The sequence below is a fragment of the Streptomyces sp. NPDC002176 genome (assembly GCF_044903645.1).
Classification (GTDB): Bacteria; Actinomycetota; Actinomycetes; order Streptomycetales; family Streptomycetaceae; genus Streptomyces.
This window is the reverse complement of the sequence record NZ_JBJDQW010000002.1, coordinates 774,800-799,651: the sequence shown is the minus strand read 5'-3', so window position 1 is coordinate 799,651 and position 24,852 is coordinate 774,800. Positions and strand designations below refer to the sequence as shown.

General features: G+C 68.1%; 16 protein-coding genes and 3 pseudogenes. 12 read left to right on the top strand and 7 right to left on the bottom strand.

Translation table 11 applies throughout. The features are described 5' to 3' along the window. Positions 1-148: 148 nt before the first annotated feature. On the bottom strand, positions 149-784 hold the full coding sequence (locus ACI2LY_RS11855) for a uridine kinase (protein WP_404707025.1): 636 nt from the start codon (positions 782-784) through the stop codon (positions 149-151). A gap of 127 nt (positions 785-911) precedes the next feature. Here ACI2LY_RS11855 and ACI2LY_RS11850 point away from each other — a divergent pair, with 127 nt between their 5' ends. Beyond that, the gene (locus ACI2LY_RS11850; RefSeq protein WP_404707024.1) at positions 912-1,334 is read left to right on the top strand and encodes a hypothetical protein; all 423 of its coding nucleotides are present in this window, start codon (positions 912-914) and stop codon (positions 1,332-1,334) included. A gap of 59 nt (positions 1,335-1,393) precedes the next feature. Here the strand turns inward: ACI2LY_RS11850 and ACI2LY_RS11845 are convergent, their stop codons facing one another. Genes ACI2LY_RS11845 through deoC form a run of 3 tightly spaced genes read right to left on the bottom strand, consistent with a single transcriptional unit; the run spans position 1,394 to position 4,678 of the window. Next, on the bottom strand, positions 1,394-2,284 hold the full coding sequence (locus ACI2LY_RS11845; protein WP_404707023.1) for an aldehyde dehydrogenase family protein: 891 nt from the start codon (positions 2,282-2,284) through the stop codon (positions 1,394-1,396). Continuing rightward, entirely contained in the window at positions 2,277-3,713 is a 1,437-nt protein-coding gene (locus ACI2LY_RS11840) for an aldehyde dehydrogenase family protein (RefSeq protein WP_404707022.1), read from the bottom strand. Before ACI2LY_RS11840 ends, ACI2LY_RS11845 begins: the two co-directional genes overlap by 8 nt. Before the next feature lie 5 nt (positions 3,714-3,718). Continuing rightward, on the bottom strand, positions 3,719-4,678 hold the full coding sequence (deoC, locus tag ACI2LY_RS11835; RefSeq protein WP_404707316.1) for a deoxyribose-phosphate aldolase: 960 nt from the start codon (positions 4,676-4,678) through the stop codon (positions 3,719-3,721). Between the two features lie 148 nt (positions 4,679-4,826). Here deoC and ACI2LY_RS11830 point away from each other — a divergent pair, with 148 nt between their 5' ends. The 3 genes from ACI2LY_RS11830 (at position 4,827) to ACI2LY_RS11820 (ending at position 16,945) form a co-directional block, all read left to right on the top strand. After that, positions 4,827-5,537: a PH domain-containing protein gene (locus tag ACI2LY_RS11830; RefSeq protein WP_404707021.1), complete on the top strand. Its 711-nt coding sequence runs from the start codon at positions 4,827-4,829 to the stop codon at positions 5,535-5,537. Between the two features lie 322 nt (positions 5,538-5,859). Beyond that, positions 5,860-16,392, top strand: a complete 10,533-nt coding sequence (locus ACI2LY_RS11825) for a LamG-like jellyroll fold domain-containing protein (protein ID WP_404707020.1) — start codon at positions 5,860-5,862, stop codon at positions 16,390-16,392. A 4-nt stretch (positions 16,393-16,396) separates the two neighbouring features. Then, complete coding sequence (locus tag ACI2LY_RS11820; protein WP_404707019.1) at positions 16,397-16,945, top strand: hypothetical protein; 549 nt, start codon at positions 16,397-16,399, stop codon at positions 16,943-16,945. A gap of 108 nt (positions 16,946-17,053) precedes the next feature. On the opposite strand, the gene ACI2LY_RS11815 is transcribed toward ACI2LY_RS11820, so the two are convergent. Further along, positions 17,054-17,281, bottom strand: a complete 228-nt coding sequence (locus ACI2LY_RS11815) for a hypothetical protein (RefSeq protein WP_404707018.1) — start codon at positions 17,279-17,281, stop codon at positions 17,054-17,056. Between the two features lie 195 nt (positions 17,282-17,476). On the opposite strand from ACI2LY_RS11815, the gene ACI2LY_RS11810 reads away from it, so the two are divergent. The 7 genes and pseudogenes from ACI2LY_RS11810 (at position 17,477) to ACI2LY_RS11780 (ending at position 22,538) form a co-directional block, all read left to right on the top strand. Beyond that, positions 17,477-18,145: a hypothetical protein gene (locus ACI2LY_RS11810; RefSeq protein WP_404707017.1), complete on the top strand. Its 669-nt coding sequence runs from the start codon at positions 17,477-17,479 to the stop codon at positions 18,143-18,145. Positions 18,146-18,160: 15 nt separating this feature from the next. Beyond that, positions 18,161-18,406 carry a hypothetical protein gene (locus tag ACI2LY_RS11805; protein ID WP_404707016.1) on the top strand — a complete coding sequence of 82 codons (246 nt, stop codon included), beginning with the start codon at positions 18,161-18,163 and terminating at the stop codon, positions 18,404-18,406. A gap of 44 nt (positions 18,407-18,450) precedes the next feature. Beyond that, a complete protein-coding gene (locus tag ACI2LY_RS11800) occupies positions 18,451-18,951 on the top strand; it encodes a DUF4265 domain-containing protein (protein ID WP_404707015.1) in 501 nt (166 codons plus the stop codon). Positions 18,952-18,972: 21 nt separating this feature from the next. Continuing rightward, positions 18,973-19,446: a hypothetical protein gene (locus tag ACI2LY_RS11795; RefSeq protein WP_404707014.1), complete on the top strand. Its 474-nt coding sequence runs from the start codon at positions 18,973-18,975 to the stop codon at positions 19,444-19,446. Positions 19,447-19,742: 296 nt separating this feature from the next. Then, positions 19,743-20,924: pseudogene (locus tag ACI2LY_RS11790) on the top strand (IS110 family transposase). Between the two features lie 132 nt (positions 20,925-21,056). Continuing rightward, positions 21,057-21,467 carry a hypothetical protein gene (locus tag ACI2LY_RS11785; RefSeq protein ID WP_404707013.1) on the top strand — a complete coding sequence of 137 codons (411 nt, stop codon included), beginning with the start codon at positions 21,057-21,059 and terminating at the stop codon, positions 21,465-21,467. Positions 21,468-21,786: 319 nt separating this feature from the next. Then, a pseudogene (locus tag ACI2LY_RS11780) lies at positions 21,787-22,538 on the top strand (transposase family protein). A gap of 17 nt (positions 22,539-22,555) precedes the next feature. On the opposite strand, the gene ACI2LY_RS11775 reads toward ACI2LY_RS11780, so the two are convergent. Continuing rightward, a complete protein-coding gene (locus tag ACI2LY_RS11775; protein WP_404707012.1) occupies positions 22,556-23,221 on the bottom strand; it encodes a tetratricopeptide repeat protein in 666 nt (221 codons plus the stop codon). Positions 23,222-23,266: 45 nt separating this feature from the next. On the opposite strand from ACI2LY_RS11775, the pseudogene ACI2LY_RS11770 reads away from it, so the two are divergent. After that, positions 23,267-23,584, top strand: a pseudogene (locus ACI2LY_RS11770) (transposase family protein); the annotation flags it as partial. A 58-nt stretch (positions 23,585-23,642) separates the two neighbouring features. Here ACI2LY_RS11770 and ACI2LY_RS11765 read toward each other — a convergent pair. Next, positions 23,643-24,776, bottom strand: coding sequence for a hypothetical protein (locus ACI2LY_RS11765; protein ID WP_404707011.1), 1,134 nt, complete (start codon positions 24,774-24,776; stop codon positions 23,643-23,645). Positions 24,777-24,852 lie beyond the last annotated feature (76 nt).

Sequence of the window (24,852 nt, the reverse complement as noted above, 5' to 3'; positions counted from 1 at the left end):
GGGCCCACCAGGGGGGAGGGTCCGCGCGAGAACCCGTAAAGGGGAAAACACGGGGGAACAAGGGGGGAAAACGGGGGGAGTACCGGGGAGCGGGGCTGGACGGCTGGGGGGCCGTACAGCCCCGCTTCTCCGTTTACCCGAACTTCTGCTACGCCGCCGTCTGGTGCCGCGCCTGGCGGCCCGCCGCGGCCGCCGCCATCCGGCTCAGCGCCTCGTCCCGGCCGCACGGGTGCGCGCCCAGCGACACCTGGCGGGACACGATCGAGCGCTCCGTGCGCAGCAGCCGCCAGCCCCGGCGCAGCAGGAACGGCACCGACTTGCGGCCCTCCTTCAGATCACGCAGGAAACGCCGCCGGAAGGTGGTGACCGGGCCCCTGGTCAGACACAGGGCGTCCGCCAGCACCCCCAGCTCACGGCAGCGCGCCACGATCTCCGCCGCGAAGATCCCCTCGGCGATGAACAGCGGGGTACGGCCGATGCTCAGGGTGTCCTCGCCGGTACGGGCGCTCAGCGAGATGTCGTACACCGGCACCGGCGTCGAACCGGACGCGCACAGCCGGGCGATGGCCGCGAGTGCCACGTCGGCGTCCCAGGACAGCGGATGGTCCCAGTCGATGTCCGAGCTTCCGTCCACCACCGGCAGGGTGGGGTCGTCGCCCTCCTTGTAGAAGTCGTCGAGGCGCAGCACGGGCAGCCCGGAGAGGGCGGCGACGAGTGACTTGCCCGAACCGGAGGGGCCGGACAGCAGCACCACGCGGGCGGGGGACGGGGGATGGATGCTCACGGAACACCAGTTTGACGCATGGTGGCCGTCCTGCCGACCCCGCGGGTCCACATTGGAGCGCGCGTCACATCTCAACTACCCTACGTGTCGACCGTATTACCCTGCGCACCAGAAGGCGGCACCACCGATGGCCCGACATTCCGCACCCCGGTCTCCCCGTCAGCCCGCCGTACGGCGCGCCCTGATCGCCCTCGCGTCGGCCGGAGCGGCCCTGGCGGCGGGCGCCAGCACGGCCCACGCCGAGGCGGCCGCCCCGCTCGTGGACGTACCGCCGCTGCGCTCCGCCGACGTCGGGGACATCAACCCGCAGTCCGGGGTGAACGCGCTCACCACGTCCATCGGCTACGCCACCGGCGCCATCGCCGGGCTCAAGCCCAACCCGCTGGCCGGTACCGGCACCGACCCGCTGAACAACGGCATCGGCACCACCATCGCCGACTTCAAGCCGCTCAACACCCTGGCGCTGACCGCCCCGATCGCCCAGGCCCCGTCCTTCGCCGCGGTCCCGGTCGTCGGCCAGACCCTGGGCCTGCTCACCCCCAAGGGCTGACAAGCGTGAAGCCGCGCCGCCCCTTCACGGTGAAGGGACGGCGCGGCTCCATGGGTGCCTCAGTACGACGAGCCCGACGCGCCCAGCGCCCCGGTCGGGTGCCAGACCGTCTTGGTCTCCAGGAACGCGGTCATCCGGTCGGTGCCGGGGGTCGTCGCGTAGTCCACAGGCTGTGGACGGAGGACGCGCTTGAGGTTGTCCGCCGCCGCGATCTCCAGCTCCTTCGCCAGCTCCGCGTCGGCGCCCGCGAGGTCGATCGCGTTGACGTCCTGGTGCGCGGCGAGCGGCGCGGCCAGCTCGGCCGTGTTGCCCGACAGGATGTTGACGACACCGCCCGGCACGTCGGAGGTGGCCAGCACCTCGCCCAGCGACAGGGCGGGCAGCGGGGACTTGGCGGAGGCGATGACGACCGCGGTGTTGCCGGTGGCGATCACCGGGGCGAGCACCGAGACCAGGCCCAGGAAGGACGAGTCCTGCGGGGCCAGCACCGCGACCACACCGGTCGGCTCGGGCGAGGAGAGGTTGAAGTACGGGCCCGCGACCGGGTTGGCGCCGCCCACCACCTGGGCGATCTTGTCGGTCCAGCCCGCGTACCAGACCCAGCGGTCGATGGCCGCGTCCACGACCGCCGACGCCTTCGCCTTGGACAGCCCCTCGGCCTCGGCGACCTCGCGGACGAACTGCTCCTTGCGGCCCTCCAGCATCTCCGCGACGCGGTACAGCACCTGACCGCGGTTGTACGCGGTCGCGCCGGACCAGCCGCCGAACGCCTTGCGCGCGGCCACGACCGCGTCACGGGCGTCCTTGCGGGAGGACTGCGGCGCGTTGGCCAGCCAGTTGCCCTTTGAGTCGGTCACTTCGTACACCCGGCCGCTTTCGGAGCGGGGGAACTTGCCCCCGACGTACAGCTTGTAGGTCTTGAAGACGGAGAGTCGGGTGGCATCAGACATCGAGGTACGCCTCCAGGCCGTGGCGACCGCCCTCGCGGCCGAAGCCCGACTCCTTGTAACCGCCGAACGGCGAGGTCGGGTCGAACTTGTTGAACGTGTTGGACCAGACGACCCCGGCGCGCAGCTTGTTCGCCACGGCCAGGATGCGGGAGCCCTTCTCGGTCCAGATGCCCGCCGACAGCCCGTACTGGGTGTTGTTGGCCTTGGCGACCGCCTCGTCCGGGGTACGGAAGCTGAGCACCGACAGCACCGGGCCGAAGATCTCGTCGCGGGCGATAGTGTGCGCCTGGGTGACGCCTGTGAACAGCGTCGGGGCGAACCAGTAGCCGGAGGAGGGGAGTTCACAGGCCGGGGACCAGCGCTCGGCGCCCTCCGCCTCGCCCTGCTCGGTCAGCGCGGTGATCCGGGCCAGCTGCTCGGCGGAGTTGATCGCGCCGATGTCGGTGTTCTTGTCCAGCGGGTCGCCGAGGCGCAGCGTGGACAGGCGGCGCTTGAGGGCGTCCAGCAGCTCGTCCTGGATGGACTCCTGGACCAGCAGCCGCGAGCCCGCGCAGCAGACCTGGCCCTGGTTGAAGAAGATGCCGGTGACGATGCCCTCGACGGCCTGGTCGATGGGGGCGTCGTCGAAGACGATGTTGGCGCCCTTGCCGCCCAGCTCCAGCGTGAGCTTCTTGTCCGTGCCCGCGACCGTGCGCGCGATCTCCTTGCCGACGGCCGTGGAGCCGGTGAAGGCGACCTTGTTCACGTCGGGGTGGGCGACCAGCGCGGCGCCCGCGTCGCCGTACCCGGGAAGGATGTTGACGACACCCTTGGGCAGGCCCGCCTGGCGGCAGATGTCCGCGAAGAACAGGGCGGACAGCGGGGTGGTCTCGGCGGGCTTGAGGACGACCGTGTTGCCGGTGGCCAGCGCCGGGGCGATCTTCCACGCCAGCATCAGCAGCGGGAAGTTCCACGGGATGACCTGACCGGCGACGCCCAGCGGGCGGGGGTTGGCACCGAAGCCCGCGTGGTCGAGCTTGTCGGCCCAGCCCGCGTAGTAGAAGAAGTGGGCGGCGACCAGGGGGAGGTCCGCGTCGCGGGTCTCCTTGATCGGCTTGCCGTTGTCCAGCGTCTCCAGCACGGCCAGCTCGCGGCTGCGCTCCTGGATGATGCGGGCGATACGGAACAGGTACTTGGCGCGCTCGGCGCCGGGCAGCGCCGACCACTTCTCGAATGCCTTGCGGGCGGCCTTCACCGCGCGCTCCACGTCCGCCTCACCGGCCTGCGCGACCTCGGAGAGCACCTCCTCGGTGGCGGGGGAGACGGTCTTGAAGACCTTGCCGTCGGCGGAGTCGGTGAACTCGCCGTCGATGAAGAGGCCGTAGGAGGGGGCGATGTCGACGACGGCGCGGGACTCGGGCGCCGGTGCGTACTCGAACAGGGAAGCCATGGTGATCAGTCCACCGTCACGTAGTCGGGGCCGGAGTAGCGGCCGGTGGCCAGCTTCTGACGCTGCATCAGCAGGTCGTTCAGCAGCGAGGAGGCGCCGAAGCGGAACCAGTGGTTGTCCAGCCAGTCCTGGCCCGCGGTCTCGTTGACCAGCACCAGGAACTTGATCGCGTCCTTGGTGGTCCTGATCCCGCCCGCGGGCTTCACGCCGACCTGGACGCCGGTCTGGGCGCGGAAGTCGCGCACCGCCTCCAGCATCAGCAGGGTGTTGGCGGGGGTGGCGTTGACCGCGACCTTGCCGGTGGACGTCTTGATGAAGTCCGCGCCCGCCATCATGCCCAGCCAGCTCGCCCGGCGGATGTTGTCGTACGTCGACAGCTCGCCGGTCTCGAAGATGACCTTCAGCCGGGCGTTCGTCCCGCAGGCTTCCTTCACGGCGGTGATCTCGTCGTACACCTTGAGATAGTCGCCCGCGAGGAACGCGCCCCGGTCGATGACCATGTCGATCTCGTCGGCGCCCGCGGCGACCGCGTCACGCACGTCGGCCAGCTTCACGGCGAGCGCGGCACGGCCGGCCGGGAAGGCGGTGGCGACCGAGGCGACCTTGACGCCGGAACCGGCGACGGCCTCCTTGGCGACGGCCACCATGTCGGGATAGACGCACACGGCGGCGGTGGTCGGGCTCGTCCGGTCCGTGGGGTCCGGGTGGACCGCCTTGGCGCCGAGCGCCCGGACCTTGCCGGGGGTGTCCGCGCCTTCCAGCGTGGTCAGGTCGACCATCGAGATGGCGAGGTCGATGGCGTACGCCTTCGCGGTGGTCTTGATCGAGCGGGTACCGAGCGACGCGGCACGCGCCTCCAGGCCGACCGCGTCGACGCCGGGCAGCCCGTGGAGAAAGCGGCGCAGCGTGCTGTCGGACGCGGTGACGTCGGCGAAAGCCTGTGCGGGGGGTGTGGTGGTGGGCATGGTCACCAGACGAGCATATCTACGCGCGTAGCGGCTGTATAGCCCCAGGGGTGGGGTTGTGCGGGGTCACACCGCCGCAGGTCACGGATGCGTTCCTCTCTCGGGGCAGGTGGTGGCGGTCGCGTCCCCTTCGTGCACAATCGGGGCCATGACGACCCCGGACCACCAGTCACCCGCGTCGCGGCCCGTGTCGCCCGCCGCCAGGGACCGGATCTACCGCTCGCCCATGGGACTCGTGGGCGGTGTACTCGTGCTGGCCCTCGTCGTCTGGCTCGGCTGCGACGCGCTGTTCCGGGGCCACGGCCGGACGCCGTGGCTGGCGCTGGCCGTGATGCTCCTGGTCGTGCCGCTGGTGGCGGCCTTCACGCTGCGGCCCGCCGTGTTCGCCGGTGAGGAACGGCTGCGCGTCCGCAACCCGTTCCGCATGATCACCCTGCCGTGGGGCGAGCTGGACTCCTTCCGCTCCGGGTTCTCCAACGAGGCGCTGGCCACGTCCGGCGCCAAGTACCAGCTGTGGGCGATCCCGGTCTCCCTGCGCGCCCGCAAGCGCGCCTCGCACAAGCAGGCGCGGGCGGCCGCGGAGGCGGCCCGCGGGGACCGCGGCGGACGCAGGGGCGGCGGCCTCTTCGGCGGCGGCGCCTCCCTCTCCGCCTTCGGCACCCCGACCCCGCAGGCCGCCCCCGCCGGTCCCATCCGCGCCGAGACCGACAAGATCATGGACGACCTCCGCGACCTCCACGACAAGCACGCCCAGGCCGAGCACGCCCGCGGCGAGGTCACCGTCCGGTGGGCCTACGAGATCCTGGCACCGGTGGTGGCGGGGGCTGTGCTGCTGGGGGTTCTGCTGATCACGGGCTGATCATCACGGGCTGATCCGGGCACGGTCGGCGGCGGACGGAGCATCTCCGTCCGCCGCCGATTTTTTTTGTCGCGCCGACTTCACGCCGTCTTCCGCCGGTGCCGCGCGGGAGGTTGAAGTAAAGATCAGCTAAAGGTAAGGGCTTCATGTGGATCAAGTGATCGAAGATAAGAAAAACTTACGAAGTTTTGTTGACTTCTTAAGTTAAGGCTCTCCCATGCGTGTTCGCTGGGTCCGTAGCCCTCGCTTGTTCCCGCCGGGCGGTTCCGGCAGACGTCGAGCGAGGGCTACGGCTCTTTCCGTACTTGTCTCCCTCTCCTTCATGCTCACCACCGAGACAGCGGCGGCCACCGGTGCCACCCTGCCCGCGCTGAGCATGCCCGAACTCTCCTTCGCCGGACTGGCGAAGTGGGCCCACAGCTCCTCCCTCGACACCCCTGACCAGCAGGGCGGCACCGCGCGGGGCAAGAGCCACCACGCCTCGGCGGCGGCCACCAGCACCCAGCACACGGCCGGTCACAAGCCGGGCCGGGGCAAGGGCGAACTCGGCGCCTACCAGCGCCATACGAGCCGCCCCCAGAAGGCCACCACCAAGGCCCTGGCCTCGGCGAAGAGCTTCAACCCCCGTACCAGCGAGCGGGACGCCAGGAAGTCCACCGCGACCTCCGACTACTTCGTCAACGCCGACGGCTCCACCACCGTCCGCCACTACGACGTAAGGGCCAACTTCAAGTCGGCGGACGGCACCTGGAAGCCGATCGACACCAGCCTGAGGAAGGGCGACGACGGCCGGTTCGAACAGACCGCCAACTCCGTCGACGTCGACTTCGCCCCTGACGCGGCCGACGACCGCCTGGCCTCCCTCGGCCTCGGCAACGGCAGTTCGGTCGCGTACTCCCTGATCGGCGCCCGCGAGACCGCGGCGTCGAAGGACGAGAACGGCACCCTCCGCTACGCCGACGCCCTGCCCGGCACCGATGTGCAGCTCGCGCCGATCGCGGACGGCTTCAAGGAGAACCTCGTCCTGCGTTCCAAGGACGCGGACAACTCCTGGCTGTTCGCGCTGGACGCGAAGGGGCTGACCCCGCGCATCGCCGAGAACGGCGACGTCGAGTTCACCGGCGCCGACGGCAAGGTGGCCGCGACCGTCCCCCATGCCTACATGGAGGACTCGCGCATCGACCGCCGCTCCGGCGACGGCGCCCGGTCCCAGGAGGTCAGCTACGAACTGACCACTGTGGACGGCGAACCCGCGCTGCGGATGACCGCCGACCGGTCCTGGCTGGACGACCCCGAGCGGGTCTACCCGGTCACTGTCGACCCGACGACGGTCATGGGTGCCAGCCAGGCGACGTACGTCCAGAACGACTACAGCTCCAACCGCTCGGCGGAGAACCAGATCAAGGTCGGTTCGTACGACGCGGGCACGACCAAGGCGAACTCCTTCCTCCAGTTCTCGTCGCTGGGTTCGACGATCGCCGGCCGACAGGTCTCCGCCGCCACCCTGAACGTCTGGGGGCTGTGGTCCGCCACCTGTACCCCGGAGGCGTTCTCCGTCTACCCGGTGACCCAGTCCTGGTCCCCGTCGACGACCACCACCTACCCCGGCCCGTCCTACGGCGCGGCCATCGGCTCCGCCACGCCCGACCCGGGGGCCTCCTGCACCAACACCACCGGCAGCACCGGGGTCGGGGTGAAGATGCCCGTGCCGCTGTCGACGTCCTGGTTCACCCAGGTCGCCGCGGGCGGCATCAACTACGGCCTGGCGCTGGCCGCGCCGACCGGTGACGGGCTGCACTGGAAGAAGTTCCACTCCGACGACTCGGCCACCTCCGGCTGGCGTCCCTCGCTCGACCTGACCTACGGCACCAATGTCGAGCCGCAGGTCAACGCCTCGTACCCGCCGGAGAACTTCCAGGCCAACACCCTCCAGCCGGAGCTGCTCGTCTACGCGAGCGACGCCGACAAGGCGCCCAACGCGGCGCTGTCCTACAGCTTCGAGGTGTACGACGCCGACTCCGGCAGCACCACCCCCGTCGCCACCTCCGGCAACCTGACCAAGGGCAGCTGGAAGATACCGGCGGGCAAGCTCAAGTGGTCCAAGAACTACGCCTGGTACGCGGGGGTGAGCGACGGACTGGCCGAGACGACGTACTCCAGCCGCTTCACCACCGCCGTGCCCCAGCCGCCGGTCACCTCGGGCCTGGCCCAGAACACCGACGGGCACGACTTCGACCCGAGCGACGCCAACTACACCACCGACGACTCCGACGCGGACGTCGAGGTGGTCGGCCCCTCGCTGGAGATCGACCGCTCGTACAACAGCATCGACCCGCGGGTCGACGGTGCCTTCGGCGCGGGCTGGTCGACGGTCGCCGACATGAAGGCCGCCGAGGTCAAGAACCCCTCCGGCACCGTCACCAGCGTGATCATCACCTATCCCGGTGGTGAGCAGGTCGCCTTCGGCCGCAACACCGACGGCACCTTCCAGCCCCCGCTCGGCAGGTACGCGCGGCTCCAGCCGGTCACCGACGGCTACGCGCTGACGGACAAGGACTTCACCGAGTACGCCTTCACCCAGTCCACCGCCAAGGCGGGCACGAAGGCGATATCCAGCATCAAGGACTACGCGGGCCGCACGGAGAGGTTCCTCTACAACACCTCCAAGCAGCTCACGAAGATCACCAACGACAAGTCGCAGCGCTCGCTGAGTCTGACCTGGAACACGCCGTCCGGCGCCACCACGGCGCACGTCGCCACGGTCGCCACCGACGCGGCGGTCACGAACGACTCCGCCACGGTCCAGACCTGGAACTACGGCTACAGCGGCGACCAGCTCACCTCGGTCTGCCCGCCCGCGACCCCCGCCAAGTGCACCACCTACGGCTACGCCACCGGCAACCACTACCGCACCACGGTGCTGGACGCCGACCCGTACGCCTACTGGCGGCTCGGTGAGGCGTCCGGTGCCACCGTCGCGGCGGACTCCGTCGACAACAACCAGGGGCGCTACAACGCGCTCTACCACAACGTGACCCTGGGCGGTTCGTCCGTCCTGGCCGGTTCCACCCAGAAGACGGCCACCTTCAACGGCACCACCTCCTACGTGGAGATGCCGAGCGCGCCGGGCGCCACACCGTCGTACATGACGGTCTCGCTGTGGTTCAAGACGACCACCGCGGGAGGTGTCCTCTTCTACTACGGCGACAAGCCGCTGAGCGACTCCGACCCGGTCGGCCACACCAAGAAGAACACCCCCGCCGTGTACGTCGGCACCGACGGCAAGCTGCGTGGCTGCCTGGCCATGTCGCCAGGCTGCATGTCCACCATCACCTCGACGGCCTCCGTCACCGACGGCCAGTGGCACAACGCCGTGCTCACCGGCATGGCCACCAGCCAGACCCTGTACCTCGACGGTGCCTCGCAGGGCTCGCTGAGCGGCGCCATCAACGACTGGGAGCAGCCCTACCTCTCCCTCGGCGCCGGTGTGAACACCGACGGCTGGCCCTCGATGAACCCGAACGACAAGCTCGGGCACTACACGGGCCAGCTGGCCGAGGCCGCGGTCTACTCCGAGCCGCTCGACCCCTCGGTGATCACCGCGCAGTACCAGGCCGCCAAGCGGTCCGCCGGACTGCTGAACAAGATCACCACGCCGGGCGGCAAGACCCAGGCGTCGGTCGTCTACGGCACCACCGACGATCTGGTCAAGCAGGCCACGGACTCCGAGGGCGGGACCTGGAAGCTCAACCCGCCCACCGTCACCGGTTCCTCGCAGGTCTACCGCTCGGCGGTGATGGGCTCGGCCCCGGCCGGTTACTGGCGGCTCTCCGACACCCTCGCGGCCCAGCAGGCCGCCAACGAGGTGCACACCGGTTTCGGCACCTACAACACTGTCACGCAGGGCGTGGCCGGTCCGTTCGGCGCCGGTGACGCGACCGCCGTCTCCTTCGACGGCACGTCGTCCTACGCGGAGATCCCATACGCCCCCTGGCACGGATCGGGCGACCGCGCCGTCGAGCTGTGGTTCAGGACCAGCGCTCCCGGTGTGATCCTCTCCGACCAGGCGAAGGCGCCGTCCGGCACCCCGTCCGGCTCCTGGAACCCGCTGCTGTACGTGGGCACCGACGGCAAGCTGCACGGCCACTGGTGGAGCGCCGCCGGTTCCGGTGCCTTCGGCTCCACGGCCGCCGTCACCGACGGCACCTGGCACCACGCCGTGCTGTCGGCCTCCGGCACCACCCAGACCATGTACCTGGACGGCGCCAAGCAGGCCGACTTCACCGGCGCGGTGGGCGACCAGAGCAACACGCGGTCGTTCGTCGGCGCGGGCTTCGCCAAGAGCTGGGACGCCTCACCCGGTGACCTGAGCTTCTTCAACGGCTCCATCGCCGAGGTCGCCACCTACGGCCACCCGCTGACCGAGGACCAGGTCGAGCAGCACTGGTCGGCGTACAAGGCGTCGTCCGGCGTCGCCCCGGTGCGTACGGTCACGCTGACCGACCCGACCAACAAGACCCTGAAGTACGTCTACGACGCGGAGATGGGCAACCGTCTGCTGGCCGCGATCGACACCGAGGGCAACCGGACCACCTACGGCTACGACACGGGCGGCTTCCTGCACACCGTGACCGACGCCAACGGCAACCGGAGCATCACCGGGTACGACGTGCGCGGCAACACGGTCTCGCAGACCAGCTGCCAGGACACGACGGCGGACAAGTGCGCCACGGAGTACTACACGTACTACCCGGACACCACGACCGCCTTCCCGGCGATGGACCCCCGTAACGACCTGCTGCTCACCGAGCGGGACGGCCGTTCCTCGGGCCCCACGGACAACACCTACCTCACCAGCTATTCCTACGACACCGGCGGCAACCTGCTGTCGGTCACCAGCCCCCCGGTCCCCGGGCATCCGGGCGGCCGTACCGCCAGCACCAGCTACACCACGGCGTCCACCCCGGCCGCCGAGGGCGGCGGCGCGCTGGCACCGGCCGGTCTGACGGACACCGTCACCACACCGGGCGGCCGGACCACCAAGTACACCTACTTCGCCACCGGCGACCTGGCCTCGGTCACCGACGCCAACGGCGCGAAGATCACGTACAGCTACGACAAGCTGGGGCGGCAGATCTCCCGTACGGAGATCTCCGACTCCCAGCCGTCCGGGCTCACCACCTCGCAGACGTACGACAAGAACGACCAGATCGTCACCGAGACCAGCCCCGCCGTCACCAACCGCGTCACCGGCGCGGTGCACCAGGCGAAGACCACCACGGGCTTCGACGACGACGGCAACGTGCTCTCGCAGACGGTGGCCGACGTGAGCGGCGGCGACGCCTCGCGGTCCACGTCGATGACGTACGACGCCTACAACCGTCTCGCCTCGCGGACGGACCCCGGCGGCGGCACGACGGCCTTCGAGTACGACGTCTACGGCAACAAGGTGAAGGAGACCGACCCGATGGGGACGGTCAACACCTACACCTTCGACGCCGAGGGACGCGCCCTCACCACCAGCCTGCTCGGCTACACCGGCGACCCGAACAACCCGTCGGCGCCGACCACGCTGGTCCAGGAGTCCCGCGCGTACGACCCGGCGGGCAGGCTCGCCTCGGTCACCGACGCGATGGGCTGGGTGACGGCGTACACCTACACCGACGACGGCCTGTCCGCCTCGGTCACCCGCAAGGACCCGGCGAACGGCAAGCAGTTCGTCGAGGAGGCCAACACCTACGACCCGGCCGGGAACCTGGTCAAGCAGGTCACCAACGACGGCCGGACCACGTCCACCTTCACGGTGGACGCCGCCGACCGCGTCGCCTCGTCCGTCCTCGACCCGACCGGCGTCAACCGCAGCACCAAGGTCTCCTACGACCCGGATGACAACGTCGTGACGGAGACCGAGACCGACCCGGCCACCGGTGACGTCGACCGGACCGACAGCCGCTACGACCGGCTGGGCAATGTCACCGGCTCCACGGAGCACGACGGCACCACCGCTCCGGTCGCCCGCTGGAAGCTGTCGGAGCCCAGCGGCCTCACGGCCCAGGACTCCTCCGGCGGCAACAGCAAGGTGACACTGGGCAGTTCGGTCACCCGCTCCACCGAGAAGGGCGGCTCGGTCGTCCTGGGCGGTACCGCCACCGCCTACGGGCAGGCGGACGGCCCTGCGGTCAACACCAGCGGCGACTTCACCGTCTCCGCCTGGGTCAAGCTCGGCACCACCGCCGCGAACAGCACCTTCCTCGCCCAGGACGGACAGTTCAACAGCGGTTTCCAGCTCTACTACTCCACGGGCTACGGCTGGACCTTCAACCGCCACTCCACGGACGCCGCTGGCGCCGCGACCGTCCGGACCAGCTCCGGCACCGCAGCGGCCAAGGCCGGTACCTGGACCCACCTCACCGGTGTGTACGACCAGGCGTCCGCCTCGCTGAAGCTGTACGTCAACGGCACCCAGTCGGGCACCACGACGTCCTTCACCTCACCCTGGGAGGCCACCGGCCCGCTCCAGATCGGCCGACGCCTGTACAACGGCACCTACGCCGAGAACGCGCAGGGCTCGATCGCCGACGTACAGGTCTACGGCGACGCGCTGAGCGCGTCCCAGGTGTCCGCCCTGGCGGGCGGCACGCTTCCGGCGGCCGGCAGCTCGGTGCACACCAACACCTGGAAGCTGGACCAGCGGGGTCTGCCGCTGTCCTCGACCGACGCGCTGGGCAACACCACCGACTACGCCTACGACGAGGCCGCCCAGCAGAGCGTGGTCACCGAGCCGGTCGTCGACGCCGAGACCGGCGGCGGCACGGCCCAAGCGGTCCGCCCGATCTCGATGACCGGCTACAACACCTTCGGCGAGACCACCGAGACGTCCGACCCGCTCGGCAACGTCACGACCACGGCCTACGACGCCGAAGGCCAGGAGACGTCGACCAGGCTGCCGGAGTACACCGCGCCGGGAGCCTCCACCCCGATCACGGCCACGTCCTGGAACGAGTACAACAAGCTCGGCCAGGTCACGGCGGAGGTCGACCCGCTCGGCAACCGCACGGCGTACACGTACACCCAGCTCGGCGACGTGGCCTCGGTCACCGAGCCGGGCGGCGGCACGTCGACGATGGTCTACGACGCGGCCGGTGACCTGCTGTCGTCGAACAGCCCGGGCGGCGCACGTCAGGAGTCCACCTGGGACTACCTGGGCAACGAGCTGACCAGCACGGACATCGTGCGTCAGCCCACGCAGCGGGCGTACACGGCGATCAACGAGTACAACGCGCCGGGCGGCGACCTCTCCCGCAGGGTGAGCCCGACGGGTGTCTCGGAGTCGTACAAGTACAACGCCCTCGGCGAGGCCACCGAGGTGACCGACGCGGCGGGCAACGTCTCGAAGTTCACCTACACCATGGACGGTGACGTCCTCGCGGCGACCGACCCGGACAACGCGAGCACCAAGAACACCTATGACGGCTTCGGCAGGCTGACCGCCACCAGCGACCTGGACTCGAGCGGCGCGGTGCTGCGCACCAGCAGCTCCACCTACGACCGCGCGGGCAACCCGCTGTCGCTGACCGACGGCCGGGGGCACACCACCACGTTCACCGTCGACCCCACGGGTCTGGTGACCAAGGCGGTGGAGCCGGTCTCCGCGACCGAGTCGATCACCACGTCCTTCGGCTACGACGTGGCGGGCAACCGCACCCGCTTCACCGACGGCCGGGGCAACCCGTTCGTCACCACCTACAACAAGTGGGGGCTGCCCGAGTCCGTCGTCGAGCCGTCCACCCCGGACCAGCCCGCCGCGGCCGACCGCACCTACACCACGGTGTACGACGCCAACGGCCGGGTGGCCGAGCAGCGTTCACCGGGCGGGGTGACCGTCACCGACGAGTACGACGCGAAGAGCCGACTGGTGAAGCAGTCCGGTTCGGGCGCGGAGGCCGCCACGGCCGACCACACCTTCGCGTACGACTCCGACGACCGGGTCACGTCCGTCGCCGGTGCGGGAACGGACAACGACACCTTCACCTATGACGACCGGGGCGCACTGCTGACGGCCTCCGGCCCGTCGGGCAGCTCCTCGTTCGCCTACAACGGCGACGGCGCGATGACATCCCGCACGGACGCCTCCGGCACGTCGACCTACGGGTACGACACGGCCGGCCGCCTGAAGACGGTCCGGGACGGCGTCACCGACTCCACCGCGACCTACACCTACAACACCGACAACGCCGTCTCCCAGATCGACTACGGCACCGGCAAGTCCAAGCGCTCCTTCTCCTACGACGCGCTGAAGCGCATCACCAACGACAAGCTGACCTCGCCGACCGGCAAGGTGCTGTCCTCCACCGGCTACGGGTGGGACGCCAACGACAACATCGCGTCGAAGACGACGACGGGTGTCGCGGGCGCGTCCACGAACACCTACGCCTACGACTGGTCGGACCGGCTGACGTCCTGGAACAACGGCACCACCACGGAGGTCTACGGCTACGACGCCTCGGGCAACCGCACGCGCGTCGGCGGCGACACCTACACCTACGACGCCCGCAACCGGCTCACCTCGGACGGCCACAGCGCGTACGCGTACACCAAGCGCGGCACGCTGAGCTCGATCACGGACGAGTCCGGGACCAGGACCGAGATGAAGGCGGACGCCTTCAACCGCGTGATCAACGAGGGCGACCGGACGTACACCTACGACGGTCTGGACCGTGTCCTGAAGGCCAAGGACAAGGTCGGCGCGGACATCTTCTCCTTCCAGTACAGCGGTGACGGCAACGACGTCGCCTCCGACGGCTCGGCCACCTACAGCCGCAACGCCGACGGTTCGCTGCTGGGCGTGAAGTCGGGCGGGTCGTCGGTGCTGGCCCTGACCGACATCCACGACGACCTGGTCGCGCAGTACACCGACTCCGGTGAGACGCTGAGCGGTTCGGTCAGCTACACGCCGTTCGGCAAGGTCTCCGCCTCGGCGGGGATGCTGGGCAACCTCGGGTACCAGTCCGGCTGGACCGACCCGGAGACCGCCCAGGTCAACATGGCCGCGCGCTGGTACTCGCCGCAGACCGGGCAGTTCAACAGCCGGGACACGGTGAGCAACGACCCGCTGCCGGACTCGGTGAACGCCAACGCGTACGCCTACGCCAACCAGAACCCGATGACGGGCGTCGACCCGACCGGGCACTGGTTCGGCTTCGTGAAGAAGGCGTTCCACAAGGTCGCCAAGAAGGTCAAGAGCAAGGCCAAGTCGGCCTGGAAGAAGACCAAGCACGCGGCCAAGGCCGTCGCCAAGAAGGTCCGCAAGGCGGCCAAGCACATCAAGAAGGCCGTCAAGAAGGCCGTCCACAAGGTCCACCGGGCCGTCCGCAAGGCCGTGCACTACGTCCACGACAGCGTCAAGAAGGTCAAGAGATACGTCAAACGCACCTACAAGCGCGTCAAACGCTATGCGCACAAGGTCGTCCAGCACGTCAAACAGAAGGTCAAGCAGGTAGCCAAGGCGGTCAAGCACGTAGCCGCCAAGGCCGTCAACCTGGGCAAGAGGGCCATCAAGAAGGTCGGCCGGGGCGTCAAGGCGGCGGCCAAGGCGACGAGCAACTTCGTCAAGCAGCACGCTTCGACGATCGTGTCGGTCGCGGTGGGCGTGGTGGTCTTCGCCGGATGTACCGCCGCGACCTGGGGTGTCGGAGCGGTCGGCTGTGCGGCCCTCGCGGGCGCGGTGGCCAATGGCGTCGGCTACATGATGAGCGACGGCCCCAAGTCCGTCGGCGGCTTCGTCGGATCGGTGGCGATCGGCGCCGCGACCGGCGCCCTCGGTGGCGCGGCCGGCGGTGCGGCCTCCGGCGCGGTGGGCCGACTGCTCGCCGGTGCCGGCGGCAAGGTTCTCAACGGTGCGGCCATGGGCGCGGCGGGCGGAGCCGCGGAAGGCGCGGTCGGCTACGGCATCTCCTGCGCCTCCAGCGAGGAGGGCTGCAGCGCGAGCGGCGCGGCAAAGGCCTCCGCCATCGGCGCGGCCACGGGCGGCGTCTTCGGCGCGGTGGCAGGCAAGTACGGCCGGAAGTCGGACGCCTCCAAGGCTGACAAGCCGACGAGTTGCACTGTCCCCCGGCACAGCTTCACCGGTGCGACCGGCATCCTGATGGCGAATGCCCTCACCAAGCCGATCTCCCAGGTGAAGGCCGGGGATTACGTCCTCACGGCCGAACCCGGCAAGAAAAAGCAGGAGAAGCATAAGGTCAAGCGGACGATCGTCACCAAGACCGACCGCGATTATGTGGATGTCGTCGTAGCCACACAGTCGGGCCCGAAAGCGATCCAGACCACCAAGCACCACCAGTTCTACGAAGTCAGTCGCAATGCCTGGACCCAGGCCGGCGACCTCAAGCCGGGGCAGGAACTCCAGAGCAGCGCCGGCACCGCTACCCGGATCGTCGCTGTCAGGGCCTATGCGGCGAACCGTGTGACGTACGACCTCAGTATCGAGGGCCTGCACACGTACTTTGTGCTGGCAGGGACAGCGCCGGTCCTGGTTCATAACTGCCCGGCATCTGAAGGCGGCCAGCAAGCTGCGAAGCGTGGCCGTGCCGAGGACCTACCTCCGCACAAGGACGCGGAAGGTGATCACACCGTCCTGGAGCGGGATGCCGATGGCGTCGTCACTCGCTATCAGACCTGGCTCAAGAACGACAGGGCGCCTTCTGGATGGCAGAAGGGCCCGAGGTTCCGCGGCACAGGTGGTAGCCACTCGGGTATGGAGCCGCCATTGTATTATCCCAAGGGCAATGGAAAGGCGTTCCCCGGAGCTCAGGTCCCAGAAAATATTCCACCGGGGTATCTGGACGGGAAGTGAGAAAATGATGGACGAGGATGCCGCGGTCGGTCGCATTCTGCAGCAGTCGTATCCGGAGGTGGATTCCTGTGATCCCGTCGCGTATGTGAGTGAGCTCGGCGATTCGGTGCAGGCTCTTGTGTATTCTCGGCTTTTTTGGCCGAAGCTCGTGGAGATCGAGGGAGCTGTTTTCGTGGCTCTCTGGGGTGACGACGAGGAATACATCTCTGCGCGCATTCGGACGCCGGCGGCAAGTCCGAATTGGGGGGCCATGTCATGGCCGCAAGTTGTCGACAGCTTCAACAAGTTCGAAGTTGCTCACATCTTCCGGCAGCACAGAGGGTCCGAGGACATGGTCGAGAGCGCCAATCGTGAACTGGCCTCAACCCTGGTGCAGGCGTGGCACGCCAGGCTGGCGACAAGTTATCCGGGGCGGAAGTTCAGCGTGCGGTTCGCGGATGGAGATGAATCGATGGGGTCGCGCATCGAAGTGGCCCAGGATCATCCGCCGCTCGTGACGCCAGAGGGATGGAGCGATGAGTCGCGTGCCATTCTTCCGGAGTCGCGTCCTTGACGTGAGTGACGCCTCCACGGGTCTGTCGACTCTGTAAAACGCCCGGCTGGATTTGCCAGCCGGGCGTTTTGCTGTAGCGGCGAGGGTCTCGTATGCCTGAAGTAGAGATCAGACCTTGTAATAAAGGTCGAACTGGCGATTGCTGCCCGAGTTGTTCGTGATGCCGAAGCACAGGCGGGGAGCGCCGGCGCCGGTGTAGATGGCCATGCCTTCCGGTTCGCGGGGGTCCGCTGCCGCGTCCGCCTCGGAGTGGGTGCTCGCGATGTAACCCGTCGCGGGGTCGTTCCGGGTGCCGTTAAGGTCGAACGGCGTTGTGCCGAATCCATCGACGCCCACTCTCATTCAACCCATAGCCACTCGTTCCCCCGGCTCGGCTGGGGCAGCGGGGCCTGTCTCCGGTACCGCTAAGTACGCGTACGCGGACGTCTTGCTCACCCAATATCAGGGCATCTACGGTAATCGAGATTTGATTTACGAAGCAGAGCTTTGCTTCTGTGTTCCGGGTGCGAACCTGACAGTGGAGGTGAACCCATGAACAAGACGAACGCGGCGACTGCCAGGGGAGTCACGGCGGATTGGGTGAAGGCATTCGATGGCTTTGACGTGTGGCGCCCTCTGCGCCTGCTGCGCCGAGTCGGTCCTGTGCTTCAGGGAATCACTCTCGACAGATCCACCGCGGGTGACGCCTACTACCCGACGGCCCACATCCACGCGTTGACGCGGCCGTTCCCGGTCGTCTCGCTGATGCTCGGGCAGCGGCTGGTCTCAAGGTCGGGCGTGCAGGAGGGCATCGAGTTCAGTCGCCACGCGGAGGAGCATCTCGACGCCTCTCGGCGTCTTGCCGAGCAGGCCAGGCTGAGTCTGGATGATCCACCCAGTGTCCGTGACATTTCCGCGGCGATGCACGATTTTGCCTTGGCGCAGCTTGAACTGGGATACCCGCCTGCAGTGAATGAGATGGAAGACAGTATTCTCATTGCTGCGGCAGATGGTGATGAGCTCCTGGCAGATCAGGGGTTGCAGCTTGCTCGGGAGCTGGCGGGCAAATGGCCTTCGTCGAGGCTGCCGCCGAGTTGGACGGGTCGAGAGGAATGGATCGGTTCCCTCGCCGACAGAGCGGCTGATCTCGAAGGTCTGCGTGCCACAGTTGAGAGTCAGGTCGCGTTGCACAATCTGACGAAGGTTCGCGAGAGCCAGTAAGTAGGTGCTTGCCAAATGGCCCCTTCGGGCATGTATCCAAAGGGGCCTCTTGGCTCTCTGATCCGGCGTGCGGTTCCGCTGATCGCGGAGATCAGGTCGGGGGAGCTGCGCACCGAGGACTGCGATGCCAAGATCGCGGAGCTTCAGGAGCTGTACCCGTACTGCCCGAGGTGGCTTGACCTGTTGTTCCTGGAGAGTGCCGATCTCACCGACGAGCAAGTCATGGAAAAGGCACTTGAGTACCGCCCATTCGCGCTTTAGTCAGTGTCAGCATGGGGTCGAACTGCCACCGATGGAGGAATGTCTTGCAGGTCACAATCGACGGAGTCACGTACGTCAGTCATGAGGGTCCGGTGTGGCGTGGTGAGAGCAACTTCATGGCCATGGTGGATCTGGCTCCGTTCGATCTCCCCGGTATGCGTGAGCAGCTCTGGCTTCGGGAACGCGATGAAGGCGGCGCTTACGAGGTTTGTTGCATCCCGTTCTATGCCTACGGCCTTGCGCTGGGTGACGTGGTCGGAACGGGTGAGTCGCACGATGTCGATCGCGTCATCAGGAAGTCTGGGCGTCGGGCGGTTCGAGTGCTGTTCACGGAGCCTCGGCCGCCGGTGGACGATCGGTCGGTGTTGCGGGCGGCTGTGGAATCCGCGGATCTCCTGAGCGAGTGGAATGGTGACCGCATGGTCGCGATCGATCTTCCGGACGGCTCATTGAGCCGGCCGATTTTGGACTCGATCCAGGGTGAGGTCGAGGGTGGGACTGCCTTCTGGGAGTGGAGCGACTCTATGGAGTTCAGTCAAGTCTGAGGGTGACGGTAGTCTGTAAACATGCGAATCCTGTTGTTTGCGGACTACTTTCAGATCCACATCCTTGACGAGTCGTCGGAAGGTGAATTGGCGGAAGGGTGGACGGATGGGACTCTGGTGGATCGCCTGGTCGCCTTCCGTGACATTTTGGGGATTCGCACCGAGGTTGATGTCGATGTTCAGGTGGATGTCAACTCGGTAAACGGTCCACCTTGGCTCGAAATGGATGCCTATGACCATATCGTCGAGGCGAGCGTTGAGATTCCGTCCGGGCGAATGGTTGTCATGGGTTGCTCGGACTATCTTCCGGACGCCGCGCGGGTTGAAGTCGAACCCGGGTGGATGCGAATTCGGGTTCAGAAGTCCAACCTCGTCAATGCTGTGGCGGCCGGCCTTGAATCGGATGAATCTCCAGAGACAATCGAGCGGATCAGGGTCGACATGTGGCCGGAGCATCCCTCGGGTGTCCGTGTACTCAAGCAGTGGAACCCGTAGGGCTTGCCGAGTGTTCGCGGGGCGCCTCGGGGGGGCAGGCACTGGGATCGGGATCGAGTTGCCTGTCTTACCTTCTTGGTGGGTTCGAACTGGTCACTCGTACGATCAGCGGAGCCCAGGGGCTCCGGGTATGGCTCGTTGCCTGTTGCAGTTGCCATGGCTTAGGCAACTTGGCCGCCCGGAGCCCCGCGACGACTCGACCGCCAATTGGGAATCGCGACTCGATCGCTCCGTAAGACAACGTCGGCGAGGTCGTCTACGGGACCGGATGTGACGACGAGCTGGCGGAGGGGAACGTGCCCGAGATCTGGGCCGGACTGGACATCGGCAAGAAGCACCACCACGCAGTGGTGATCGACGCCGACGGCAAGCGGCTGCTGTCCCGCCGCGTGATGAACGACGAGAGCGAGCTGCTCCAGCTCATCGCCGATGTCCTGGAGATATCCAGTGACGGTGCTGTGGGCCGTGGACATCAACACCGGCATCGCCGCCCTGGCCACCGGCCTCCTCCTGAACCACGGACAGCCCGTCGCCTACCTCACCGGCCGGACCATCCATCAGGCGTCCACCACCTACCGCGGCGAGGGCAAGACCGACGCCCGCGACGCCTTCATCATCGCCGACCAGGCCCGCATCCGCCGCGACGTCAGCATGCTCCGCCCCGGCGACGACATCGCCCTCGACCTGCGGCTCCTCACCGCCCGGCGCCTGGACGTCGTCCACGACCGCACCCGCCAGATCAACCGCCTACGCGCCCAGCTCCTGGAGTTCTTCCCCGCGCTCGAACGGGCCCTGGACCTGACGAAGAAGGGCCCCGTCGTCCTGCTGACGGCTTATCAGACACCGGCCGCGATCCGGCGCATGGGCGTTCGGCGGCTGGAGACCTGGCTGCGCAACCGCAAGGTCCAGAGGGCCGGCGCGCTCGCGGCCGCAGCCGTGGAAGCAGCCCAGGCCCAAATGACCGCCCTGCGCGGCGAGGAACTCGGAGCCGAGCTCGTCGGCCGGCTCGCCCGCTCGGTGGCCGCCCACAACGACGAGGCAGCCGAACTCGACGCCCGGATCGAAGCCCGCTTTCGCCAGCACCGGGACGCCGAGATCATCCTCAGCATGCCCGGCATGGGCCCCACCACCGGCGCCGAGTTCATCGCCGCGACCGGCGGCGACCTCAGCGCCTTCGCCAGCCCCGACCGCCTCGCCGGCTTCGCCGGACTGGCACCAGTCCCATGGGACTCCGGAAAAGTCAGCGGCACCTGCGCAGGCCCCGCCGCTACCACCGCGGCCTCCAACGCGCCCTCTACCTCTCCACCCAGGTCAGCATCTTCTTCTGCCCGGTCTCGAAGGCCTACGACCGGAAGAGGAAGGAGGGCAAAGGGCACAAGCAAGCCGTCATCGCCCTCGCCCGCCGACGCGTCAACGTCCTGTGGGCCATGATCCGTGACCACGCCCCCTTCCAGACCGTCCCAGTCGCTGGTGCTTAGGACGACTCCAAGCAGCCACGGCACCGGCTTCGCTGGCCCAGTGAGGAACGGTCTGAAACAGCCCCTCCTTGGGCCTGGTGGTGCAGACATCCGTATCCGCTTCCTGTCCGACCGCCTTGATAGAACCTCTTCATGACATTCCGATTCACTGCCCGGGTCGCCGGAGTTGAGATCGATCCCGACGGTTACTTCACCGAAGCCGGCCTCTCGGAGACCGAGGACGGCAGCGGCTTCATCCTGTCGTTCATGTCAGGTGAGGAAGATCCCGACGACCAGGAGGTCGCCCTGGGGATGGACACTCACTGCCTGGTCACGGCTGGGCAGGGGACGGCCTACGGCTGCGTGCGCGAAGCCGTCATGGAGGACGATGTCCTTCGCGTCGTGCTGGACCCCGAGGCACTGGAGAGCCTTCGGCTGGAGGACAACGAAATCGAAGCTGTCATTGAGGCACCGGCGCAAGATGTGGCCCGGTTCCGGGAAACCCTCGCTCAGGTACTCGCCTATGGGAGGACGGATGCCTTGCCTACCCGGGTAGCGGTCTGATCGAGGAGTAGGGCCCCACCGGGCTTGACAGTCGGCATTGGGAAGTCGCTTCGCTCATCTTGAAGAGCCTTGCTGATTTTATCCGCGAGGAACGGGAGCCGCTCAGGAAAGCGGCGGAATCGGGCGAAGTCGGTGCGCAGAACCTGCAAGGCGGGGAACGCCGGCGGGCTGCGGGAAGCCGTTGACCTGGACCGGGGGATGACTGAACTTCTTCGAGTTGGCCACCGATCGGGTGATGGGCCGTGAGGCGCAACGAGTAAGGCCCCCATGCTGCTAATCGAGATGTCTGACGTCTCAATCACGTTGCTCGGGGGCCTCGTTGGTGATCCATCCTGCCGCACTCGACCTGCCGCACGCACTCGTGGAATGGGTCACGATGCTGATCGTCACCCGTGAGGGCGACCGGCGCTGCAAGCTCCGTCCGTCCCAGGGCGCGATGGTGGCACTGGTGTACCTGCGCGAGCACACCACTCTGGCGAAGATCGCCACCGGGTTCGGGATCAGCGAGTCCACCGCCCACGCCTACACCAGCGAGGTCGTCGACCTGCTCGCCGCACGTGCGCCTGGCCTGCTGAAGACACTGCGCGACCATAATCCCGACTTCGTCCTGCTCGACGGCACCCTCGCCGAGTGCGACCGGGTCAGCGACGGCCGGGCCGACTACTCCCACAAACACCGGCGCCACGGTGTGAACGTGCAGGTCGTCACCGATCCCGGCGGCCGGCTGCTGTGTGGCTCTCACCCGCTCTGCCGGGCCGCACCCATGACCTGACCGCCGCACGCGCCCACCGGATCATCCGAATCTGCGAGCGCCAAGGCGTTCCGATCGTGGCCGATCTCGCCTACCAGGGCGCCGGCCCCTGGCTGACCACCGGCATCAAGCGCAGGCCCCTCCAGGAACTCGCTCCCACCGACAAGACCCGCAACCGCGCCCTGGCCGCGGCACGAGCACCCGTCGAACGCGGCGACGCCCGCCTGAAGTCCTGGCGGATCTTCCGCAGGTCCCGCTGCAGCCCCAACCGCATGACGTCAATCGCCAAGGCGGTCCTCACACTGGAGCTGCAACGCTGAAAAGCTCACTCATCGGCTCAGCGGTACTTCCGAACCGTTTTCACCATGGCCTCGGCCTCTCCTGGGCAGCCGGCCAGCTCCCCAGCATGACGAATGTCCTCGTTGGTCAGGCTGCGCGCGAGGGTAATCGCATCGTGGAGCACGTCGGCGTCGCCCGCGTGGATCGACGCGAAGTAGTACATCAGGGCCTCGACGCTCTCGCCCGTGGCGGTGAGCAGGTCACCGAGCGGGCCGTACGCCTCTTCGACCCCGCCCTCGGCGGCGGAGCGCAGGAGCCCGGCCACGGTCTGAGGGTCGCGCTTGCCCCACCACAAACGTGCCAGGTTGAACCGGGCGTGAGCGTCCCCGCCGTCTGCTGCCTCCTGGAACAGTCGCTCTGCCTTAGCGAGGTCTTGCGTAACCCCCAGCCCGTCGGCAAAGAGATGACCGAGGCTGCGCTTGCCCGCGGGACTGCCCGCAACGGCGGCTTTGCTGAACCAGAAGGCGGCGCCGGAGGGATCCCCTACGTGTTCGAGGAGGATGCCGCCGAGCACGTTCTGAGCACCCGTGTCACCCGATTCCGCCGCGTCGGTGAGGGACGTCATCAGGTCGCCCACCTGGTCGGCGGCGGCCGCGTCCCCGTTGTGCGCCGACTGCAATAGGGATAGAGCGGTTGCGGCTACGTCGGAGAGGTGGTCTGTCATCTCAGTCATCCTACGTAGGTGCCAGTGCCGCGGTGGTGCGCATGTGGCCGCACTCACGACCTGACCGCCGCACGCGCCCACCGGATCATCCGAATCTGCGAGCGCCAGGGCGTTCCGATCGTGGCCCATCTCGCTTACCAGGGCACCGGCCCGTGGCTGACCACCGGCATCAAGCGCCGGCTGCTCCAGGAACTCAATCCCACCGACAGTACCCGCAACCGCGCCCTGGCCGCGGCACGAGCACCCGTCGAACGCGGCGACGCCCGCCTGAAGTCCTGGCGGATCTTCCGCAGATCCCGCTGCAGCCCCAACCGCATGACGTCAATCGCCAAGGCGGTCCTCACACTGGAGCTGCAACGCTGAAGAAGCTCAGTGATGTGCACCCGGTGCGGAGATCGGCTGCGCACCGGGTGTCCAGGACTCAGACCTTGTAATAGAGGTCGAACTGCCGGTTGCTTCCCGAGTTGTTCGTGATGCCGAAGCAGAGGCGCGGAGCGCCAGCGCCGGTGTAGATGGCCATGCCCTCCGGCTCGCGGGGGTCCGCTGCCGCGTCCGCCTCGGAGTGGGTGCTCGCGATGTAGCCCGTCGTCGGGTCGTTCCGGGTGCCGTTGAGGTCGAAGGACGTGGTGTGGACGGCCCACTTGTCGACGCCGGTGAGGGTGCTGGACGGGGTGCTCGTGCGGGGGTCGCCGTCGAGCATGTAGACGTACTGGCCGTAGGACGTGAAGCCCTGGAAGGTGGCCGGGGTGGTGGGGTCGGGGGTGCCGTCCGCCTTGTACTTGTACAGCGGGGGCTGCTGGATGCGGGCCAGAGGGGCCGGCAGGGTGCCGCTGCCCGCCGTGGCCGCCGCCGCGGCGAGGTCGTACGCCGCGAACCAGTGGTCGGAGCCCAGCGCGTAGCGGATCAGCAGGATGTTGTGGTCCACGTCCACCGAGGGTGTCATCGAGGTCGCCGCCGGGTCCGGTGAGCCGAAGCGCTGCACCGACGGGTGGCTCGTCCACAGCACGGTCTTGGTGGCGAAGGGGAAGCGGACGAACTCCTGCCCGTACCCGCTGCGCCCGGACCCGGCCTCGGTCCACACGTACGCCGGGTTCCCGCCGCTCGCGGGCTGGACGCCGAGGGAGACGCCGTGGCCGAAGCCCAGCAGGTACATGTACCCGTTGACCGCGCCCGTGGCGATGTCGTGCCGGGTCAGGCACAGGTCACCCGACTCGGCGTGGTCGTCCCCGCCGATGGACGCCGTCACCGCGACCTGGCTGCCCGAGCGGAGGTAGGCGATCTGGCTGGCCCCGGCCACCTGGAGCGTGTAGAAGTGCCCGGCCGCCGAGTCGAAGGCGATGCCCTGGAGCGTCGTCGAGCTGTCCTGGTTGGCGACCCCGGCCAGCCAGCGGGTGGACCCGGCGGCGACGTCGATCAGCGCGGTCCCGCCCGGCACACTCGCCGGGTTGTCCACGGGTGCGGCCACGGCCGCCTGGGCGGGCAGTCCCAGCCCGGCCGCGGCCGCCGCGGCGAGCCCGGTGCCGCCGCGTATCAGACCGCGGCGAGTCATGTTCATGTTCATGTGATCGGACCCTAGTGGCCGAGACCGCGCTCACCACCAGGTATTTGTGCAGATCTTGACCGGAGCACAC

Bases quoted from the DNA above. Each gene is read 5' to 3' on its own strand.
- deoC (WP_404707316.1), bottom strand. From the start codon at position 4,678: ATGCCCACCACCACACCCCCCGCACAGGCTTTCGCCGACGTCACCGCG.
- ACI2LY_RS11785 (WP_404707013.1), top strand. From the start codon at position 21,057: ATGACATTCCGATTCACTGCCCGGGTCGCCGGAGTTGAGATCGATCCC.
- ACI2LY_RS11845 (WP_404707023.1), bottom strand. From the start codon at position 2,284: ATGTCTGATGCCACCCGACTCTCCGTCTTCAAGACCTACAAGCTGTAC.
- ACI2LY_RS11765 (WP_404707011.1), bottom strand. From the start codon at position 24,776: ATGAACATGACTCGCCGCGGTCTGATACGCGGCGGCACCGGGCTCGCC.
- ACI2LY_RS11820 (WP_404707019.1), top strand. From the start codon at position 16,397: ATGATGGACGAGGATGCCGCGGTCGGTCGCATTCTGCAGCAGTCGTAT.
- ACI2LY_RS11840 (WP_404707022.1), bottom strand. From the start codon at position 3,713: ATGGCTTCCCTGTTCGAGTACGCACCGGCGCCCGAGTCCCGCGCCGTC.
- ACI2LY_RS11850 (WP_404707024.1), top strand. From the start codon at position 912: ATGGCCCGACATTCCGCACCCCGGTCTCCCCGTCAGCCCGCCGTACGG.
- ACI2LY_RS11830 (WP_404707021.1), top strand. From the start codon at position 4,827: ATGACGACCCCGGACCACCAGTCACCCGCGTCGCGGCCCGTGTCGCCC.
- ACI2LY_RS11810 (WP_404707017.1), top strand. From the start codon at position 17,477: ATGAACAAGACGAACGCGGCGACTGCCAGGGGAGTCACGGCGGATTGG.
- ACI2LY_RS11825 (WP_404707020.1), top strand. From the start codon at position 5,860: ATGCTCACCACCGAGACAGCGGCGGCCACCGGTGCCACCCTGCCCGCG.
- ACI2LY_RS11795 (WP_404707014.1), top strand. From the start codon at position 18,973: ATGCGAATCCTGTTGTTTGCGGACTACTTTCAGATCCACATCCTTGAC.
- ACI2LY_RS11775 (WP_404707012.1), bottom strand. From the start codon at position 23,221: ATGACAGACCACCTCTCCGACGTAGCCGCAACCGCTCTATCCCTATTG.
- ACI2LY_RS11805 (WP_404707016.1), top strand. From the start codon at position 18,161: ATGGCCCCTTCGGGCATGTATCCAAAGGGGCCTCTTGGCTCTCTGATC.